General features: G+C 57.1%; 17 protein-coding genes and 3 tRNA genes. 17 read left to right on the top strand and 3 right to left on the bottom strand.

The window, feature by feature from the left end; all coding sequences use genetic code 11:
* Positions 1-574 precede the first annotated feature (574 nt).
* The 14 genes from cydA (at position 575) to OK412_RS12385 (ending at position 10051) form a co-directional block, all read left to right on the top strand.
* Entirely contained in the window at positions 575-2146 is a 1572-nt protein-coding gene (cydA, locus tag OK412_RS12450; RefSeq protein WP_010260749.1) for a cytochrome ubiquinol oxidase subunit I, read from the top strand.
* 11 nt (positions 2147-2157) lie between these two features.
* The gene (cydB, locus tag OK412_RS12445; RefSeq protein WP_022626041.1) at positions 2158-3297 is read left to right on the top strand and encodes a cytochrome d ubiquinol oxidase subunit II; all 1140 of its coding nucleotides are present in this window, start codon (positions 2158-2160) and stop codon (positions 3295-3297) included.
* Positions 3298-3312: 15 nt separating this feature from the next.
* Positions 3313-3417, top strand: a complete 105-nt coding sequence (gene cydX, locus OK412_RS12440; RefSeq protein ID WP_010260755.1) for a cytochrome bd-I oxidase subunit CydX — start codon at positions 3313-3315, stop codon at positions 3415-3417.
* Entirely contained in the window at positions 3417-3710 is a 294-nt protein-coding gene (gene ybgE, locus OK412_RS12435) for a cyd operon protein YbgE (RefSeq protein WP_010260756.1), read from the top strand. Before cydX ends, ybgE begins: the two co-directional genes overlap by 1 nt.
* 178 nt (positions 3711-3888) lie before the next feature.
* Positions 3889-4293 (top strand): tol-pal system-associated acyl-CoA thioesterase, encoded by a 405-nt coding sequence (gene ybgC / locus OK412_RS12430; RefSeq protein ID WP_010260759.1) that lies wholly within the window; start codon positions 3889-3891, stop codon positions 4291-4293.
* On the top strand, positions 4290-4976 hold the full coding sequence (tolQ, locus tag OK412_RS12425) for a Tol-Pal system protein TolQ (protein ID WP_010260762.1): 687 nt from the start codon (positions 4290-4292) through the stop codon (positions 4974-4976). The genes ybgC and tolQ overlap by 4 nt, the downstream gene beginning before the upstream one ends.
* 13 nt (positions 4977-4989) lie before the next feature.
* Positions 4990-5418 (top strand): colicin uptake protein TolR, encoded by a 429-nt coding sequence (gene tolR / locus OK412_RS12420; protein WP_010260764.1) that lies wholly within the window; start codon positions 4990-4992, stop codon positions 5416-5418.
* A gap of 27 nt (positions 5419-5445) precedes the next feature.
* The gene (gene tolA, locus OK412_RS12415) at positions 5446-6747 is read left to right on the top strand and encodes a cell envelope integrity protein TolA (RefSeq protein WP_022626037.1); all 1302 of its coding nucleotides are present in this window, start codon (positions 5446-5448) and stop codon (positions 6745-6747) included.
* A gap of 115 nt (positions 6748-6862) precedes the next feature.
* Positions 6863-8158 carry a Tol-Pal system beta propeller repeat protein TolB gene (gene tolB / locus OK412_RS12410; RefSeq protein ID WP_010260769.1) on the top strand — a complete coding sequence of 432 codons (1296 nt, stop codon included), beginning with the start codon at positions 6863-6865 and terminating at the stop codon, positions 8156-8158.
* Between the two features lie 50 nt (positions 8159-8208).
* Positions 8209-8739 carry a peptidoglycan-associated lipoprotein Pal gene (gene pal, locus OK412_RS12405; RefSeq protein WP_010260771.1) on the top strand — a complete coding sequence of 177 codons (531 nt, stop codon included), beginning with the start codon at positions 8209-8211 and terminating at the stop codon, positions 8737-8739.
* A 9-nt stretch (positions 8740-8748) separates the two neighbouring features.
* Entirely contained in the window at positions 8749-9543 is a 795-nt protein-coding gene (cpoB, locus tag OK412_RS12400) for a cell division protein CpoB (RefSeq protein ID WP_010260773.1), read from the top strand.
* A gap of 164 nt (positions 9544-9707) precedes the next feature.
* A tRNA-Lys gene (locus OK412_RS12395) sits at positions 9708-9783 on the top strand.
* A 70-nt stretch (positions 9784-9853) separates the two neighbouring features.
* Positions 9854-9929 (top strand) — tRNA-Lys (locus OK412_RS12390).
* A 46-nt stretch (positions 9930-9975) separates the two neighbouring features.
* Positions 9976-10051, top strand: a tRNA-Lys gene (locus OK412_RS12385).
* Between the two features lie 350 nt (positions 10052-10401).
* On the opposite strand, the gene OK412_RS12380 is transcribed toward OK412_RS12385, so the two are convergent.
* The gene (locus OK412_RS12380; RefSeq protein ID WP_022626036.1) at positions 10402-11877 is read right to left on the bottom strand and encodes an AlkA N-terminal domain-containing protein; all 1476 of its coding nucleotides are present in this window, start codon (positions 11875-11877) and stop codon (positions 10402-10404) included.
* A 158-nt stretch (positions 11878-12035) separates the two neighbouring features.
* On the opposite strand from OK412_RS12380, the gene OK412_RS12375 reads away from it, so the two are divergent.
* The 3 genes from OK412_RS12375 (at position 12036) to pnuC (ending at position 14513) form a co-directional block, all read left to right on the top strand.
* Complete coding sequence (locus tag OK412_RS12375; protein ID WP_010260149.1) at positions 12036-12578, top strand: methylated-DNA--[protein]-cysteine S-methyltransferase; 543 nt, start codon at positions 12036-12038, stop codon at positions 12576-12578.
* 126 nt (positions 12579-12704) lie between these two features.
* On the top strand, positions 12705-13766 hold the full coding sequence (nadA, locus tag OK412_RS12370; RefSeq protein ID WP_010260151.1) for a quinolinate synthase NadA: 1062 nt from the start codon (positions 12705-12707) through the stop codon (positions 13764-13766).
* Positions 13767-13790: 24 nt separating this feature from the next.
* Positions 13791-14513, top strand: coding sequence for a nicotinamide riboside transporter PnuC (pnuC, locus tag OK412_RS12365; RefSeq protein ID WP_264353220.1), 723 nt, complete (start codon positions 13791-13793; stop codon positions 14511-14513).
* On the opposite strand, the gene zitB is transcribed toward pnuC, so the two are convergent.
* Entirely contained in the window at positions 14507-15490 is a 984-nt protein-coding gene (gene zitB, locus OK412_RS12360) for a CDF family zinc transporter ZitB (protein WP_264353219.1), read from the bottom strand. The two genes, pnuC and zitB, sit on opposite strands and share 7 nt — an antisense overlap.
* Positions 15468-18512 (bottom strand): ATP-binding protein, encoded by a 3045-nt coding sequence (locus OK412_RS12355; protein ID WP_264353262.1) that lies wholly within the window; start codon positions 18510-18512, stop codon positions 15468-15470. Before OK412_RS12355 ends, zitB begins: the two co-directional genes overlap by 23 nt.

Here is an 18512-nt window from a genome sequence, read left to right as displayed (position 1 = left end):
GTCAGCGTCATCTGAGACTGAGCCACCTTCGGGTGGCTTTTTTTATGCCTGTAAATGAGAGGCATAACGCAGGAAGCTAAAGAGAAGAGTGCGCGGTTAAATAACCGGCCCGCGGCTCATCACGTTAAGAAAAAGTGTCAAAGGTAAATTATTCCTTCGCGCTTTATTTCATTACTGACATCTCATTAACAAGAAACCTACCTGACTCTATCTGGAAACTTATTGCGTTAATCCAGATCAATTAATCGCGACTTATATCCAACTATATCTCTGGCAAAGCGCAACGCTAAGGGCGTAAATTGCGCTGCATCAATCCAGCCTTTTACACAAATTTTCAAACGTCTGCTCAACCCGGGATAACACCCGCTTTCCTCCTGTTAAAGCACGCGTTAACGAAAGCGCTGATTGACAATTTTCTGAGCTGCTTCATTCGCTACTCGCCTGTTCGGGCAGCTCACAGACCTGTTCTGCGGGTAATAAAAAACTGGAATCAATAAACAGTCGTTGCTGACTCTGATTGCGTTCGATCTGATCGCGCGCGTGACGGAGACAAAGCGAGGAGCAAGGAGTCCTTATGTTAGATATCGTCGAGCTGTCGCGGTTACAGTTTGCCTTAACGGCGATGTACCATTTTCTGTTCGTCCCTTTAACGCTGGGTATGGCGTTTTTGCTGGCGATCATGGAAACGGTATATGTCCTGAGCGGCAAACAAATCTATAAAGATATGACGAAGTTCTGGGGCAAGTTATTTGGTATTAACTTTGCGCTGGGTGTCGCCACCGGCCTGACCATGGAATTTCAGTTCGGGACTAACTGGTCATATTACTCTCACTACGTCGGCGATATCTTCGGCGCGCCGCTCGCCATCGAAGGTCTGATGGCGTTCTTCCTGGAATCCACCTTTGTTGGCCTGTTCTTTTTTGGCTGGGATCGCCTGGGCAAAGTGCAGCACCTCGCCGTCACCTGGCTGGTGGCGCTGGGCTCAAACATGTCGGCGCTGTGGATTCTGGTGGCTAACGGCTGGATGCAGAACCCGATCGCCTCTGAGTTCAACTTCGAAACCATGCGCATGGAGATGGTCAGCTTCTCAGAGCTGGTGCTGAACCCGGTCGCGCAGGTGAAATTCGTGCACACCGTGGCAGCCGGTTACACCACCGGAGCGATGTTTATTATGGGCATCAGCGCCTGGTACATGCTGAAAGGCCGTGACTTCGCCTTTGCTAAACGCTCGTTCGCTATCGCGGCCAGCTTTGGCATGGCGGCGGTACTGTCAGTCATCGTTCTGGGCGATGAGTCAGGATACGAAATGGGTGACGTGCAGAAAACCAAACTGGCCGCTATCGAAGCGGAGTGGGAAACCCAGCCGGCACCGGCGTCGTTTACCCTGTTTGGCCTGCCCGATCAGGCCACTCAGGAGAACCGATACGCAGTACAGATCCCCTGGCTGCTGGGCCTGATCGCCACCCGATCAACCGATACGCCGGTCACCGGCCTGAAAGATCTGATGGCACAGCATGAAGTGCGCATCCGCAACGGCATGAAAGCCTATGCCCTGCTGAATGAGCTGCGCGGTGGCAGCCAGGATCCGGCGGTGCGTGACGCGTTCAACAGCCACAAACAGGATCTCGGCTACGGTCTGCTGCTGAAGCGTTATACCGACAACGTGGCTGATGCGACCGAAGCGCAGATTAAACAGGCGACGCAGGACTCTATCCCGCGTGTCGCTCCGCTCTATTTCGCCTTCCGCATCATGGTGCTGTGTGGCGTACTGCTGCTGGGCATTATCGCGCTGGCGTTCTGGAGCGTACTGCGTAACCGCATCGGTAAAAATCGCTGGTTACTGAAAGCGGCGCTGTTTGGTATTCCGCTGCCGTGGATCGCTATCGAATCAGGCTGGTTTGTGGCGGAGTATGGTCGTCAGCCCTGGGCTATCGGTGAAGTGCTGCCGACTGCGGTGGCCAACTCCTCCCTGACCGTTGGCGATCTGCTGTTCTCAATGATCCTGATCTGCGGACTCTACACAATGTTCCTGGTGGCTGAGATGTACCTGATGTTCAAATTCGCCCGCCTTGGGCCGAGCAGCCTGAAAACCGGGCGTTATCATCATGAGCAGATCACGGCAATCACCCAGCCGGTACAGGGATAAGGAGAGCGACCATGTTTGATTATGAAGTTCTGCGCTTTGTCTGGTGGCTGTTGATTGGCGTGCTGCTGATTGGCTTTGCCGTCGCAGATGGTTTTGATATGGGTGTCGGGATGCTGACGCGCATTCTGGGCCGGAATGATACTGAACGTCGTATCATGATTAACAGTATCGCCCCACACTGGGACGGTAACCAGGTCTGGCTGATCACCGCAGGTGGCGCGCTGTTTGCCGCCTGGCCGATGGTTTACGCGGCAGCCTTCTCTGGCTTCTACGTGGCGATGATTCTGGTGCTCGCGTCGCTGTTCTTCCGTCCGGTTGGCTTCGATTACCGTTCGAAGATTGAAGACAATCGCTGGCGCGGTGCCTGGGACTGGGGGATTTTCATTGGCAGCTTCGTGCCGCCGCTGGTGATCGGCGTAGCGTTTGGCAACCTGTTACAGGGCGTGCCGTTCCATGCCGATGAGTATCTGCGCCTGTTCTATACCGGTAACTTCTTCCAGCTGCTGAATCCGTTTGGTCTGCTGGCAGGTGTGGTCAGTGTGGCGATGATTCTGGCGCAGGGTGCAACCTATCTGCAGATGCGCACTACCGGCGAACTGCATCTGCGTTCACGCACCGCAGCACAACTTGCCGCCCTGGTGATGATGGTCTGCTTTATCCTGGCGGGCGTCTGGGTGAAATATGGTATCGATGGTTATGTGGTGACCAGCACCATGGATCACTTCGCTGCTTCTAACCCACTGGGCAAAACCGTGGTGCGCGAAGCGGGTGCCTGGATGGTCAACTTCCAGAACCACCCTGTGCTGTGGCTGTTCCCGCTGCTGGGCGCTGTGCTGCCGCTGCTGACCATACTCTGCTCGCGGGTTGAGAAGGGCGCCTGGGCGTTCCTGTTCTCCTCACTGACGCTGGCCTGCGTCATCATGACAGCCGGCATTGCAATGTTCCCGTTCATCATGCCATCCAGCACGGTGCCGGGTATGAGCCTGACCATGTGGGACGCAACGTCCAGCCTGCTGACGCTGCAAACCATGACCGTTGCCGCCGCTATCTTTGTGCCGATCATTCTGGCCTACACCACCTGGTGCTACTGGAAGATGTTTGGTCGTATCACCAAAGAGCATATTGAAAGCAACAGTCACTCACTCTATTAATTAAGGAGACGTCGCATGTGGTATTTTGCCTGGATTCTCGGCACGTTGCTGGCCTGTGCCTTTGGTATCGTGACCGCGCTGGCGATTGAGCACATTGAAGCGCAGGATGAGCCTCACTGATGCGAACGCTAATTCGGATGCTGTATGATCTGATGGATAAGGGCCCGTTACGGGCCCTTTCACTGCTGCTGGCGCTGCTGACCGCAGGCGGCGTGATGTGGGATCCGACACGCTTTGCCAGTCAGGCAGGCCAGTTACCGGCTCTGCAGGGGCTGGTGCTGATCTGGGCGGTCTGCAGTGGGGTGATCCACGGTGTGGGCTTCCGGCCACAGCAAACCCGATGGCAGGCGCTGTTTGCCCCGTTACCCGCCATGCTGGTGCTATTTATTGCGCTTTACCGTTTTTATCTTTAAGACCCCGTCTCATCGGCGCTGTCAGTGAATTTTTGTCAGCGTCTGGTCAATTAATCTCCCTGAAATCGTTCCGTTTGTTACGGAGCGATAATTATTTTCGCCTGGCTCTGACGAGCCATTCCCAACCCCAATTCTCTTGCGTATAGTAACAACGTTTAAAACGAGGCCGGGATGTAGAGTGAGTACAACGCTGTTTCGCTGGCCGGTTCGGGTCTACTACGAAGATACTGATGCCGGTGGTGTGGTTTATCACGCCAGCTATATCGCTTTTTATGAACGAGCACGTACTGAAATGTTGCGACAGCACCATTTCAATCAGCAGACGCTGTTAGAACAGCAGATCGCTTTTGTGGTACGGCGTATATCGGTGGACTATCTGGCGGCGGCGCGTCTTGATGACCTTCTGGAGATCCAGAGCGAGGTCACATCAATGACACGGGCTACCATGACGTTCACTCAGCGTATCGTGAATACTGAAGGCAAAGTGCTCAATGAGGCAGAAGTCCTGATTGCCTGCATTAACCCACATCTAATGAAGCCGATTGCGCTTCCCAAGTCTATTGTCGCGGAGTTCAAGCAGTGACTGACATGAACATTCTTGATTTGTTCCTGAAGGCGAGCCTTCTGGTCAAACTTATCATGTTGATTTTGATCGGCTTTTCTATTGCCTCCTGGGCCATCATTATTCAGCGCACACGTATTCTGAATGCGGCGGGAAGAGAAGCGGAGGCGTTTGAAGACAAATTCTGGTCCGGCATCGAACTCTCGCGCCTCTATCAGGAGAGCCAGGAGCGCCGGGAAGAACTGGGCGGTTCGGAGCAGATTTTCTATTCCGGCTTTAAAGAGTTCGCCCGCCTGCATCGCGCCAACAGCCATGCGCCGGAAGCGGTCATTGATGGTGCGAGCCGTGCGATGCGCATCTCGATGAACCGTGAGCTGGAAGCGCTGGAAAACCACATTCCATTCCTCGGCACCGTCGGTTCTATCAGCCCTTATATCGGACTGTTCGGCACCGTCTGGGGGATCATGCACGCCTTTATCGCACTGGGTGCCGTGAAGCAGGCAACCCTGCAGATGGTTGCACCGGGTATCGCTGAAGCGTTGATTGCGACCGCTATCGGTCTGTTTGCCGCAATTCCGGCGGTGATGGCGTACAACCGTCTGAACCAGCGCGTGAACAAACTGGAGCAGGGCTACGACAACTTCATGGAAGAGTTCACTGCCATTCTGCATCGCCAGGCTTTCTCCAGCGATAGCGCTAAGTAAATAGAGGTTAATGATGGCCAGAGTACGTGGTCGCAAACGCCGCGACCTGAAGTCGGAAATCAACATCGTTCCGCTACTGGACGTCCTGTTGGTGCTGTTGCTGATCTTCATGGCAACGGCGCCCATTATTACCCAGAGCGTGGAAGTGGATCTGCCTGATGCGACCGATTCGAAAACCGTTGCCAGCGATGATAATCCGCCGGTGATTGTCGAAGTGGCGGGCGTGGGTCAGTACAGCCTGGTCGTGGATCACGATCGTATGGATCAACTTCCGCCAGAGCAGGTAATCAGCGAAGCGCAGCGTCGACTGGAAGCGAATCCTAAGACGGTCTTTTTGATCGGGGGCGCGAAAGAGGTGCCTTACGATGAAATTATTAAAGCGCTCAACCTGCTGCACCAGGCGGGTGTTAAATCTGTCGGTTTGATGACGCAGCCGATTTAAAATCGAACCGTTTTTTGGGAACCGAGTGTGTCGAAGGCAACCGAGCAAAACGAGAAGTTAAAGCGCGCGATAATCATTTCGGTGATTCTGCATATCGTGCTGATCGCGCTGCTGATTTGGAGCTCGTTTAATGAGCACATTGACGCCAGCAGTGCGGGTGGCGGAGGCAGTGATATTGATGCAGTGATGGTCGATCCCGGTGCCGTCGTGAGTCAATACAATCGTCAGCAGAACCAGCAAAGTGACAGCCAGCGGGCTGAGCAGCAGCGTAAAAAGCAGGCGCAGCAGCAGGCTGAAGAGCTGCAACAGAAACAGGCTGCTGAACAGCAGCGTCTGAAAGCGCTGGAAAAAGAGCGTTTAGCCGCGCAGGAAACCGCGAAAGAAGAGGCAAAACAGCAGGCTGAGCAGCAGAAGGCTGCCGAAGACGCTGCTAAGCAGGCGCAGGAGCAGCAAAAAACGGCGGAAGCGGCGGCTGCCAAAGCCAAAGCGGATGCAAAAGCTCAGGCAGATGCGCAGGCAAAAGCCGCGGCTGAGCAGGCGAAACAGGCCGCAGCCGAAGCAAAGAAGCAGGCTGATCAGCAGGCGAAAGCCGCCGCTGCCGCTGCTGCAAAAGAGAAAGCCGTTGCGGAAGCGAAGGCGAAATCTGAAGCAGATGCGAAAGCCGCAGCTGAAGCCAAAGTGAAAGCGGCGGCGGATGCCAAAGCCAAAGCGGCTGAAGAGGCTAAACAAAAAGCTGCTGAAGCCAAAGAAAAAGCCGCAGAGGCGGCGAAAGAGAAAGCCGCAGAAGCCGCAAAAGAGAAAGCGGAAGCGGCTAAAGAGGCCGCCAAAGAGAAGGCGGAAGCTGCCGCCAAAGCGAAAGCCGATGCCGCGGCGAAAGCCAAAGCCGATGCTGCCGCTAAGGCCAAAGCGGATGCTAAAGCGAAAGCCGCCGCCGATGCGGCCAACGACAGCGATGTCGATGATTTGCTGGGTGGACTCGCTTCCGGTAAAAATGCACCGAAAAGCGGCACCTCTGGCGGCGCAGCAGGGCAGGGAAACCAGAAGAAAGCGGGTGCATCAGGCGCGGAAATCAACTCCTACATGGGTCAGGTTGTGAGTGCGATTCAGAGCCGATTCTATGATGCGGATCTGTATCGCGGAAAAACCTGTGATTTGCGGATTAAACTTGCGCCTGATGGCTTGTTGATTGATGTTAAGTCAGAGGGTGGCGATCCCGCGCTCTGTCAGGCCGCGATTGCTGCCGCAAAACAGGCACGTATTCCGAAGCCGCCTTCGCAGGCGGTCTACGAAGTGTTTAAAAACGCCCCAATGCGTTTTAAACCGCAATAATGCAGTAACGGGCGGCAAGTTGATCTATGTTTAGCGTGCCGTACTTAAGTTGTACTCGTGGTTTCCAGGAACAGTGCCAATTATCGTGGACTGAGGTTCAGATAAGGGAGATAAAATGAAGCAAGCTCTTCGCGTTACGTTAGGCTTTTTTATCCTGCTGTGGGCAGCCATGCTGCATGCAGAAGTTCGAATTGAGATCACCCAGGGTGTCAACACTGCGCGCCCGATTGGCGTGGTGCCGTTTAAATGGGCCGGTGCTGGCGCAGCGCCGGAAGATATCGGCGGCATCGTTGCAGCTGACCTGCGCAACAGTGGCAAATTTAATCCACTGGATCGCTCGCGTCTGCCACAGCAGCCTGCCAGCGCGCAGGAAGTTCAGCCTGCCGCGTGGAGTGCACTCGGCATTGATGCCGTGGTCGTCGGTCAGGTCGCGTCTAACCCGGATGGCAGCTATCAGGTTTCGTACCAGCTGGTCGACACCGGCGGTGCACCCGGTACCGTGCTGGCTCAAAACAGTTATAAAGTGACGAAGCAGTGGCTGCGTTATGCCGCTCATACGGCCAGTGACGAAACGTTCCTGAAGCTGACCGGCATCAAGGGCGCTTTCCGTACCCGTATCGCCTATGTGGTGCAGACCAACGGCGGCCAGTTCCCGTATGAACTGCGCGTTGCTGACTACGATGGTTACAACCAGTTTGTCGTGCATCGTTCACCACAGCCTCTGATGTCGCCAGCCTGGTCTCCGGATGGCAGCAAAGTCGCTTATGTGACCTTTGAAAGCGGCAAATCTGCGCTGGTGGTTCAGACGCTGTCGAACGGTGCTATCCGTCAGATCGCCTCCTATCCACGTCACAACGGTGCCCCAGCGTTCTCGCCGGATGGCTCTAAGCTGGCGTTCGCGCTCTCTAAAACCGGCAGCCTGAACCTCTATGTGATGGATCTGGCCTCAGGTCAGACGCGTCAGATTACCGATGGTCGCTATAACAGCACCGAACCAACCTGGTTCCCGGACAGCCAGACGCTGGCTTACACCTCCGATCAGGCTGGTGCTCCACAAATCTACAAAGTCGGACTTAACGGTGGCGCGCCACAACGTATTACCTGGGAAGGCGGTCAGAACCAGGATGCGGATGTCGCAACAGATGGTAAGTCAATGGTGATGATTAGCACCAACGGTGGTGCTCAACACGTCGCCAAACAGGATCTGGAAACGGGAGCCGTTCAAACGTTAACGGACACGTTCCTGGATGAAACGCCGAGCCTGGCACCCAATGGCACAATGGTAATCTACAGCTCTACTCAGGGTATGGGTTCCGTGTTGCAGTTGGTTTCTACCGACGGCCGTTTCAAAGCGCGTCTTCCGGCAACTGATGGACAGGTAAAATTTCCTGCCTGGTCGCCGTATCTGTAATGTCTGACAGTTCAGACATCACAAACAATAAACAATAATGGGATTTTGAAATGCAACTGAACAAAGTGCTGAAGGGTTTGATGCTGGCTCTGCCGGTTCTGGCAGTAGCGGCTTGTAGCTCACACAAGAACAACAACAATGACCAGACTGGCATGGGCGCTGATGGCGGCGCTTACGGTGCAAATTCTGGCATGAACGGCAACGGCGGCAACATGTCTTCTGACGAGCAGGCTCGTCTGCAGATGCAGCAGCTGCAGCAGAACAACATCGTGTACTTCGGCCTGGACAAGTATGACGTTCAGTCTGATTACGCACAGATGCTGGATCAGCATGCAACCTTCCTGCGCAGCAACCCGTCATACAAAGTGACCATCGAAGGTCATGCGGATGAGCGCGGTACGCCGGAATACAACATCGCCCTGGGCGAACGTCGTGCTAACGCGGTTAAAATGTACCTGCAGGGTAAAGGCGTGTCGGCTGATCAGATGTCTATCGTATCTTACGGTAAAGAGAAGCCAGCCGTTCTGGGTCATGACGAAGCAGCGTATTCTAAAAACCGTCGTGCCGTTCTGGTCTACTAAGAGAATCACATGGTTAGTAACTTCAGACATCACCTGTTGAGTCTGTCGTTACTGATTGGCGTAGCGGCCCCCTGGGCCGCTAATGCCCAAGCGTCAATCAGTAGCGTTGGCTCCGGCTCGGTCGAAGACCGTGTCACCACTCTTGAAAGAATTTCTAATGCCCAGGCACAGCTGATGCAGCAATTGCAGCAGCAGATGAGCGATAACCAGCGTGATATCGACGCGCTGCGTGGGCAAATCCAGCAAAACACGTATCAGTTGAATCAGGTGGTTGAGCGGCAGAAGCAGCTTTACCAGCAGATTGACAGCCTGAGCAGCGCCAGCACCAGCGGCGGTCAGCAGGCAGCCGGCAGTAATGCCGCAGCGGATACCGGCGCAGCAGCAACCGCAGGCGCGGCAGCATCAACGGATAGCGCACCTGCGCAGACCGGTGACGCTAACAGCGATTACAATGCGGCTGTGGCGCTGATTCTGGAGAAGAAACAGTATGATCAGGCGATCAGCGCGCTCCAGGCGTGGGTAAAACGTTACCCGGATTCGACCTATCAGCCGAACGCCAATTACTGGCTCGGACAGCTGAACTATAACAAAGGCAAAAAGGACGACGCGGCTTACTATTACGCCACGGTAGTGAAAAACTATCCGAAGTCGCCAAAAGCTGCAGAAGCGTTGTTGAAAGTGGGCGTCATCATGCAGGAGAAAAAAGACACAGCGAAAGCTAAAGCGGTCTTCCAGCAGGTGATCAAACTTTATCCAGACACCGAATCTGCTAAGCAGGCGCAAAAACGTCTGACCAGTCTGTAATCTGTACGGTTCAGGCCAGATATCGTGTGATTTCTGGTCTTGCCGTATGAAAGGTAAGCAACTGAAGCATTTAGCAGAAATAAGAGTTGCGCTACCCCGCTAAATCAGTAATATATGCCGCCGTTGCCGGGACACATTGCAAAGTGTCTGGTAAGCCTGAAGATGGGTCGTTAGCTCAGTTGGTAGAGCAGTTGACTTTTAATCAATTGGTCGCAGGTTCGAATCCTGCACGACCCACCATCTTCCTCAGACGCGCTTTTACCGCGCAGTTTTAAGAAGAACACTTCAGCATTGCTTCACAACCTAAGATGGGTCGTTAGCTCAGTTGGTAGAGCAGTTGACTTTTAATCAATTGGTCGCAGGTTCGAATCCTGCACGACCCACCATCTTATCTCAGCCGCCTGGCGTGTTGAACGGTTGTAAGCCCCCAGCGGGTCGTTAGCTCAGTTGGTAGAGCAGTTGACTTTTAATCAATTGGTCGCAGGTTCGAATCCTGCACGACCCACCAATTAAGAAAAAAGCGCCCTGAGGGCGCTTTTTTTGTTTATGCGGCACTAACTCACTTTGAAGAAGCAAAACACCTCAAGGGCTTGAGGTTGTCGCTGCCCGCTGTTTGATCGAGCCTGCGCAGAGAACAGGGTCAGATCGGAAAGACGCTAAAGCCAATCCCTGACCTGCTCGGCCCGCGCGATTACGCACCTCATCCCTGAGGTGCGCCCGTAGCCGGGCCAACGCGTTGCGTTGTTCAAAAACGCTCCCGGCGTTTTTGTCCCAGGCGCGGGACGCTTTCCTCTTCTGACCCTGTTCCCTGCGCGTTGAGCTTCTGTATTGCTGGCAGATTTGCCCCCACTCTCGCCGTCACGGCTTTTTCTTTGCCTTTGCCACTGCCAGGCTCTCCCAGATATGCATCACTGCATAGCTACGCCAGGGACGCCATGACTGCGATCGCGCCTCCGCTTCTTTCGATGACATGCCGCCCAGGTTATTCCGGATGGCAATATCCTCTTTGGGAAAGGCATCCGGCCAGCGCAGGGCGCGCATCGCGATGTAGTGCGCGGTCCAGGGACCAATACCCGGCAGGCTGACCAGCTTTTTGATGACCTCGTCTGGCGCCTGAGCGGCGCTGAGACGCAAATCTCCGCTGGCGCAGGCATTTGCAAAGGCGATGATGGCGCGGGAGCGGGCGGCACTGACAATCCCCATCGGCGCGACATCGTCTACCGTCAGTCCGGCAATGCGTTCAGGATGGGCGGTGTAGCGGGTCAGATCGGCGAACGGCGTCTCACAGGGTTCGCCAAAGGCGGCGGCAAAACGGCTGCTGACCGTGGTGGCCGCTTTGACCGTCACCTGCTGGCCGATAATGGCGCGCACGCCCAGCTCAAAGGCGTCGAATGCGCCAGGCACACGCAGACCCGGATGCGAGATCAGGCTGGGTGCCAGCAGTGGGTCCTGCGCCAGACAGGCGGCGATACGCTGCGGCTGTGCGTCGAGATCGAACAGATCGCGCAGACGGCGCAGCAGCAGAGGCAGAACCGGCGTCAGCGAGGTGGAGAGCGTCACCTGCAACGCATTCTTTTGCGGCAGATGCGAAACAGAAACCCAGCCCCGGCAGCGGCCCAGCACCACGGTGCGTCGCCAGCTGCCATCTTCCACCGCCTCGACCTCTTTCATCAGATGCGTCTGCAAAAACCAGAGCATCGCCGCCCAGTCATAGGGAGGGCGATAGGCCAGCCGCAGCGTCACGCGGTCGCCGGGCTGCGCGCATTGAGTGCCCGTATCGTCCCTGCGCAGCGCGCCTGGCGTCATGCGGTAACGCGCCTGGAAGACATCATTAAAGCGCCGCAGGCTGCCAAAGCCGCTGGCATAGGCAACGTCAATAATCGGCAGTCGGGTTTCGGTCAGCAGTTGTTTAGCCAGCAGCATGCGCCGCGTCTGCTTCAGCTCCAGCGGCGAGACACCCAGCTCCTGCTGCACGATACGGCGCAGTTGACGCAGGCTGATACCGAATTCAGCGGCAATCGCCTCCAGTCCTTCACGTTCCTCCAGCATGCCTTCCTCGATACGCTGAACCAGCCGCTCTGCCACACGGTGCGGCTGATCAACCGGCGCATTACCGGGTGCCAGTTCAGGTCGACAGCGCAGGCAGGGGCGAAAGCGGGCTTTCTCCGCCGCTTCGGCGCTGCTGAAGAAAAGGCAGTTCTTCTGCATCGGCGCTTTGACCGGGCAGACCGGACGACAATAGATACCGGTTGAGGTCACGCCAACAAAGAAAACGCCGTCAAAGCGGGTATCACGAGAGGTCAGCGCCTGATAGGCAATGTCGGGATCGAGCATGGCAGTTCTCCGGTAAATAAGCGCAGCCTACACCGGTGAATCCCGGCAGACTGGCTGTTTTCGGACAGCACAACAGTTTATCGCCATGACCGAAAACAGCCAGTCAGGCTGATGAAAAGTGCGATAATAGGCGACAGAACCGTGACGGGAGAATCACCATGTACTACTTCAAACCGATAGTCACCCCGGTGGGTGAACTGAAACTGGTCGCCAGCGATAGCGGCCTGGCGGGTATTTTGTGGGAAAACGACGATCCCAAACGCACCCGGTTTTTGCCGCAAACGCGCGATGACGATCATCCCATTCTGATCGAAACTGAGCGTCAGCTCAGCGAGTACTTCACCGGTGCTCGTCGCTGCTTTGAGCTGCCGCTCGATTTTGTCGGCACTGAGTTTCAGAAAAAAGTCTGGCAGGCGCTGGTGGCGATCCCGTTTGGTGAGACGCGCAGCTACAGCCAGATTGCGCGGGAGATCGGCCATCCGCTGGCGGTGCGAGCCGTCGGGGCGGCCAATGGGCGTAATCCGCTCTCGATTGTCGCACCGTGCCACCGCGTGATTGGAGCCAACGGCAAGCTGACCGGCTTTGCGGGCGGACTGGATATCAAAGCCTTTCTGCTGGCACTGGAAGCGCCGCAAAAACCGCTGGTACTGGCAGATGAAACGCAGCCCGGCAGGGTCGGCGCTGTGATGCAGACAGAATAAATATCGCACGACACAGCCAGGCTTTTCCGCTATCGTGTTTAGCATATAAAACACGATGGTGGATTAGACGCCATAAGTCGCCGGAACAGGCGATTTTCGTTAATTAGACAAAACGAGAGCTGTGTCATGAGTGTGATGTTCGATCCAGAAAGCGCCGTTTATCCCTTTCCGCCCAAACCCGCTCGCCTGAGTGACGACGAGAAGGCGTTCTACCGTGAGAAAATTAAAGCGCTGCTGAAGGCGCGAAACGCGGTGATGGTGGCGCACTACTACACCGATCCGGAAATTCAGGCGCTGGCGGAAGAGACGGGCGGCTGCGTTTCCGACTCGCTGGAGATGGCACGCTTTGGCAGCAACCATTCGGCGACGACACTGCTGGTGGCGGGCGTGCGCTTTATGGGGGAAACCGCCAAAATCCTCAGCCCGGAGAAAACCGTACTGATGCCGACGCTGCAGGCGGAGTGCTCACTGGATCTCGGCTGCCCGATTGAAGAGTTTAACGCCTTTTGCGACGCCCATCCCGATCGCACTGTGGTGGTCTACGCCAATACCTCGGCGGCGGTAAAAGCGCGGGCCGACTGGGTGGTGACCTCAAGCATTGCGGTCGAGTTGATTGAGCACCTCGACAGTCTGGGCGAAAAAATTATCTGGGCGCCGGATCGCCATCTTGGCCGCTACGTCACCCAAAAATCGGGCGCGGACGTGCTCTGCTGGCAGGGTGCCTGCATTGTGCACGACGAGTTCAAAACCCAGGCGCTGCAGCGTATGAAAGCGCTCTATCCCGACGCGGCAGTGCTGGTGCATCCTGAGTCACCGCAGGCGATTGTCGATCTGGCCGATGCGGTCGGCTCGACCAGCCAGCTGATTCAGGCCGCCAAATCCCTGCCGCATCCGCAGATGATTGTGGCGACCGATCGCGGCATCTTCTACAAAATGCAGCAGGCGGTGCCGGATAAAGAGCTGCTTGAAGCGCCGACCGCCGGTGAAGGTGCCACCTGCCGCAGCTGTGCTCACTGTCCCTGGATGGCGATGAACGGCCTTAAAGCCATCGCAGAGGCGCTGGAGTCGGGTGGGATGGAACATGAGATTCAGGTGGATGAGGCGCTGCGTGAGGCGGCGTTACTGCCGCTTAATCGCATGCTATCCTTTGCAGCGGAACTTAAACTCAACGTGAAGGGAAACGCGTAAGCGTTTTCCGGACAGGTGCTCAGCATGGACTTCTTCAGCACACACAATATTCTGGTTCACATTCCTCTGGGTGCCGGAGGCTACGATCTCTCATGGATTGAGGCTATCGGCACGCTGGCGGGCTTACTCTGCATCTGGTTTGCCAGCCTGGAAAAAATCATCAACTATCCCTTTGGCCTGATTAACGTCACGCTGTTTGCGGTGATTTTCTTTCAGATCCAGCTCTACGCCAGCCTGCTGCTGCAGCTCTTCTTTTTTGCCGCCAATATCTACGGCTGGTACGCCTGGAGTCGGCAAACCTCCGATCATCAGGCGGCGCTGAAAATCCGCTGGCTGCCGCTGCCTAAGGCGCTGGCCTGGACGGCGGTCTGTGTGATTGCGATTGCGCTGATGACCCTCTATATCGATCCGGTGTTTGCGCTGTTAACCCGTGCGGCTGTCACGCTGATGAACGGCCTTGGCCTGTCGGTGGCGATGCCCGCGCTGCAGCCGGATGCGTTCCCGTTCTGGGACTCCTGCATGATGGTGTTGTCGATTGCGGCGATGGTGCTGATGACGCGCAAATATGTTGAGAACTGGCTGCTGTGGGTCATCATCAACGTGATTAGCGTGATGATTTTTGCCCGTCAGGGCGTCTATGCGATGTCGCTGGAGTATGTGATTCTGACGCTGATTGCGCTGAACGGCTCACGCATGTGGATCCGCAGCGCGCGGCAACAGGGTTCCCGCGCGCTGTCGGCTCAGTGAGTGTGCACTTCGCCTTTAGCGTGAGCATGCTCATGGTCGTGTGAATGGCTGTGATCATGGCCGGTGGCGGCAGCGCCGCTTAAGCCGAGTTCACACTCGGCACCGGCACAGGGCTGATACTCCATCTGCACGGTCGCATGCGCAATCTGATAGTGCTGGCGCAGATAGTCGTGGATACGATGCAGCAGCGCATCGTGATCGTAAGGCGGGATCACCTGCGCATGCAGCGTCAGCAGCGGCTTTTCGCCCACCTGCCACAGATGCACATGGTGAACATTGCGCACCTCTGCGATGTTCAGGGTGAGATCCCGTATCAGCCGGTTCACATCCAGCGAACGCGGCGCCCCTTCCAGTAACTCCTGCAGACTCTCACGCAGCAGCGCCCAGGCGCTGCGCAGCACCAGCAGTGACACCAGCAACGACAGAATCGGATCGATTGGGGTCCAGCCGGTCAGCATAATAATCACCGCCGCGACAATCGCACCCACCGAGCCAAGCAGGTCGCCCATCACATGCAGCGCCGCGGCCCGCACGTTGAGATTCTTCTCTTCGCTGCCGTGATGCAGCAGCCAGAACGACAGAATATTGGCCAGCAGGCCGCCAATAGCAATCCCCAGCATCAGGCCGCCGGTCACCGGTTGCGGGTCGGCAAAGCGGCGCACCGCCTCCCAGACGATCAGTGCGGTAATGCCCAGCAGCGCAATGGCGTTAATAAATGCGGCCAGCGTGGTCAGACGCAGCAGGCCAAAGGTGTGGCGTGCATTGGGTTTACGGCGCGAGAACTGCACCGCCAGCAGCGCCATCAGCAGCGCTGCGGCATCGGTCAGCATATGCCCGGCGTCGGCCAGCAACGCCAGTGAACCCGAGAGCCAGCCGCCAATCACTTCAGCCACCATAAAGACAACGGTCACCCCGAAGGCGGCCGCCAGACGCGTGCGATTACTATCCTGCCCGCTATGAGTGTGGGTATGTGCCATAAGATTCCAGTTTTTTCAGTAACCTGTTTGCTAATAATATCAGTAATTGCCACGTCTCAGACGTGTCCTGATGCTGTTTTGCCTGCTCCGCCAGTTGCTGGCTGAGCTGTGCGCCGTGCTCCAGTCCCACCAGTAACCAGCTTCCTTTCATCCGGTGCGCCGCTTCGGCGAACGGCATCCACTCCTCGCGCTCGCGTGCTTCGCGCATCACGGCCAGATCCTGCGTCACCGTGTTGTGCAGCGTCTGGCTCAGACGGCGGAGGAATTTCTCATTCTGCTGCGCCAGTTGCCACAGATTATCATCCAGCGCCGCCAGCGGATCTTCCTGCCACTCTGCCAGCAGCGCGCTGAGATCGGCTAACTGCACGGGTTTTATCACTACCCGCTCCCGCGCCTCCAGCGGTCGTGACAGTAGCTGGGCATCCGCGGAGCAGAGCACCCGCATCGCCTGACGCTTCCGCTGACGGTCACGCCGCCGCAGTATCCGCAAAAGCAGCGTGCCGTCAGGCCGCGGCATCATCTGGTCGATAAACAGCAGGTCATAAGGCTGCTGCGCATCGGCCTGCAGCAGCGCGCGTCCCTGCTCAAAGATGTCAGCCTGAATCGCAAAACGCGACAGCTGCTGCTGCATCACCAGCAGATTGGTCGGATGGTCATCGACAATCGCCACCCGCAGCGGTGGAAGGTCGGGAAGGGCGGTTTCATCCACGTGGTTTGCTGGTGCGCAGACCTCCAGTGGCAGCGTCACGGTGACCTGGGTGCCGTGACCGGGTTCAGAGGCGAGCCGGATGTCGCCGCCCATCCGCTGCACCATTTCCCGGCAGATAAACAGCCCCAGGCCGCTGCCCTGCACCGAAACCGATTTACCGGACGGCGCCTGATACCAGGGATCGAACAGCTTCTGCTGCTCCTCTGGCGGAATGCCGCTGCCGCTGTCGCTCACCGTCAGAATCAGCTGTTGTTGCTGTGCGGCCAGCGTCAGGCGAATCGCGCCGTGGCGGGTAAATTTCAGCGCATTGGTCATCAGGTTGTTGACCACCTGCTGCAGGCGATCGGCATCGATCATCACGGCATCAGGCAGCGGCGTCAGCGCCTCGACGATCAGATGCGGGCCGTCTTCGCGCATTAACGGATGATAAAAGTGCTGCTGCTGATTGAGCCACTGCGCCAGCGCCAGCGGACGGGGCGCCAGGGTAAAACTGTTGCTCTCGATGCGCGCATGATCCTGCAGATCATTCAGCAACGTCAGCAGCGATTGCGCACTGCTGTGCAGCAGCGTCAGGTTCTGGCTGCTGTGCTGCTGCTTCTCCAGCTCCAGCAGTCCGAGGATCGCCTGCATCGGCGTGCGCAGCTCATGGCTGACGGTCGCCAGGAACTGGCTCTTCATCGCATTGGCGTGCTCAGCCTGTTCACGCTGCTGACGCTCCCGGCGCTGTTGCCAGTAGCGGCGCGCCAGCAGCAACAGCAGCAGCGCAATGGCCGCACCTGCCACCGCCAGCACCATCATCGGCAGCGAACGCATCACCATCACGCTGCCGGGCTGTGGCGGGGTTGACCAGCTGTCGCGCATCTGGCTCTGCGTGTCAGCCGGGATCTGCTGCAGCGCGCGATCCAGCAGGGTGCGCAGCACCGGCTGGTCAGCCGTCACGCCCAGCGCGATCGGCCAGGCGATGTCGCTGGCGGCAAAGGCGAGGTGGATGCGCGCATCATCGCGGCTGGCGATACGCCAGCGGGCGGAGAGCACGTTATCGACCAGCGCATCGATCTGCACTTTTGCCAGCGCGTCATAGAGGCTATTACGATCGGCAAATTGCAGCGGCTGCAGATCCGCAGGCAGCAGACGCAGCGCCAGGTCATCCTGTAACACGCCGACCCGCTTGCCGCGCAGGTCGCGCCAGTGCGCCAGCGTATCGGGCTGCAGGCTGTAGATGCCCCACAGCGCGCGCCACACCGGCAGCGAGGTGCTCTGCATCGCATCGCCGTTCAGCGGCTGCATCAGCTGCAGCATCGCCTGCTGCTGACCGATCAGCGTGTTCGCCTGACGCGGATTGCTGACCCACACCGGTTCAAACTGCAGGCCGGTGCTCTGGGCTATCGCTTTCAGCAAATCCACGCCATAGCCTCTGGCGGTCCCGCTGGCATCGCGATAACTCCAGGGATAGTTGTCCGGTTCGGCGGTGTAAGTAATACGCGGATGATCGGCAATCCAGGCGCGTTCAGTAGGGCTGAGCATCAGGGTCTGCGTATCCTGATAGCGCGGCAGGGTACTGCTCCAGCGCGCCTGCAGCGTGTTCATCAGTTCTGCTGGCAGCTGACGCAGGCTCTGATTAATCCAGCTGATAAGCTCCGGATCGCGGGAGACCGCGCGCAGGTTGAGCTGTCCGGCCTCGATGTGTGAGGCGATCTGATAAATCTGGCCCTGTTGCAGCTGGCTCAGCAGAAAACCGGCGCTGGTCTCATCCGCTACCACATAATCATTCTGCTGATTCAGCAGGGTATAGAGCGCCTGCAGATCACTGCTGTAGCGTCGCCAGCTGTGGCGGGCCGCCAGCGCAGGCGGCAGCTGTGCCAGCGTGCTTTCGCTTATCGCCAGTTGGGCATTCTGGCTGTTAAACATCACGGCACGCTGGTTTTGCTGATTGCGGTAGACCCGAAGCGGGCTGCTGTACCAGTTATCGCTGCTCAGCGCGCCGGCTGGCAGGGGAGAAATCCACATGCCAAGCGCAAAATCGATCTGGCCGCTGTTCAGCGCCTGCATCAGATGCGGCTGATCGCTGTAGAGGTTGAGGCTGAACTGCGCGCCAGTCAGCTGGCGCAGTGCGGAAAGATAGTCAGCATTGATGCCATACAGGTCGTTGCCGATGCGCATCGCCCAGGGGGCGTGGTTCTCTTCCAGCAGGCCAACACGCAGAATTTTGCCCTGCATGGTTTCCGCGTGTGTCACCGGCAGCATCATCGGCAGATTGATGCTGCTCACCGGACGCACCTCAGCCAGAACGGAGCCGCATAGCAACAGCAGCAT

The organism is Pantoea sp. JV6, from assembly GCF_025910055.1.
In the GTDB taxonomy this organism is placed as follows: domain Bacteria; phylum Pseudomonadota; class Gammaproteobacteria; order Enterobacterales; family Enterobacteriaceae; genus Pantoea; species Pantoea agglomerans.
The sequence above is the reverse complement of the archived record's forward strand: the minus strand, read 5'-3'. Positions and strand labels throughout refer to the sequence as shown.

Coding starts and splice junctions, on each gene's coding strand:
- OK412_RS12375 (WP_010260149.1), top strand. CDS start 12,036: ATGTACTACTTCAAACCGATAGTCACCCCGGTGGGTGAACTGAAACTG.
- OK412_RS12355 (WP_264353262.1), bottom strand. CDS start 18,512: ATGCTGCTGTTGCTATGCGGCTCCGTTCTGGCTGAGGTGCGTCCGGTG.
- cydA (WP_010260749.1), top strand. CDS start 575: ATGTTAGATATCGTCGAGCTGTCGCGGTTACAGTTTGCCTTAACGGCG.
- ybgE (WP_010260756.1), top strand. CDS start 3,417: ATGCGAACGCTAATTCGGATGCTGTATGATCTGATGGATAAGGGCCCG.
- pnuC (WP_264353220.1), top strand. CDS start 13,791: ATGGACTTCTTCAGCACACACAATATTCTGGTTCACATTCCTCTGGGT.
- tolR (WP_010260764.1), top strand. CDS start 4,990: ATGGCCAGAGTACGTGGTCGCAAACGCCGCGACCTGAAGTCGGAAATC.
- OK412_RS12380 (WP_022626036.1), bottom strand. CDS start 11,877: ATGCTCGATCCCGACATTGCCTATCAGGCGCTGACCTCTCGTGATACC.
- cydX (WP_010260755.1), top strand. CDS start 3,313: ATGTGGTATTTTGCCTGGATTCTCGGCACGTTGCTGGCCTGTGCCTTT.
- tolB (WP_010260769.1), top strand. CDS start 6,863: ATGAAGCAAGCTCTTCGCGTTACGTTAGGCTTTTTTATCCTGCTGTGG.
- cpoB (WP_010260773.1), top strand. CDS start 8,749: ATGGTTAGTAACTTCAGACATCACCTGTTGAGTCTGTCGTTACTGATT.
- pal (WP_010260771.1), top strand. CDS start 8,209: ATGCAACTGAACAAAGTGCTGAAGGGTTTGATGCTGGCTCTGCCGGTT.
- zitB (WP_264353219.1), bottom strand. CDS start 15,490: ATGGCACATACCCACACTCATAGCGGGCAGGATAGTAATCGCACGCGT.
- cydB (WP_022626041.1), top strand. CDS start 2,158: ATGTTTGATTATGAAGTTCTGCGCTTTGTCTGGTGGCTGTTGATTGGC.
- nadA (WP_010260151.1), top strand. CDS start 12,705: ATGAGTGTGATGTTCGATCCAGAAAGCGCCGTTTATCCCTTTCCGCCC.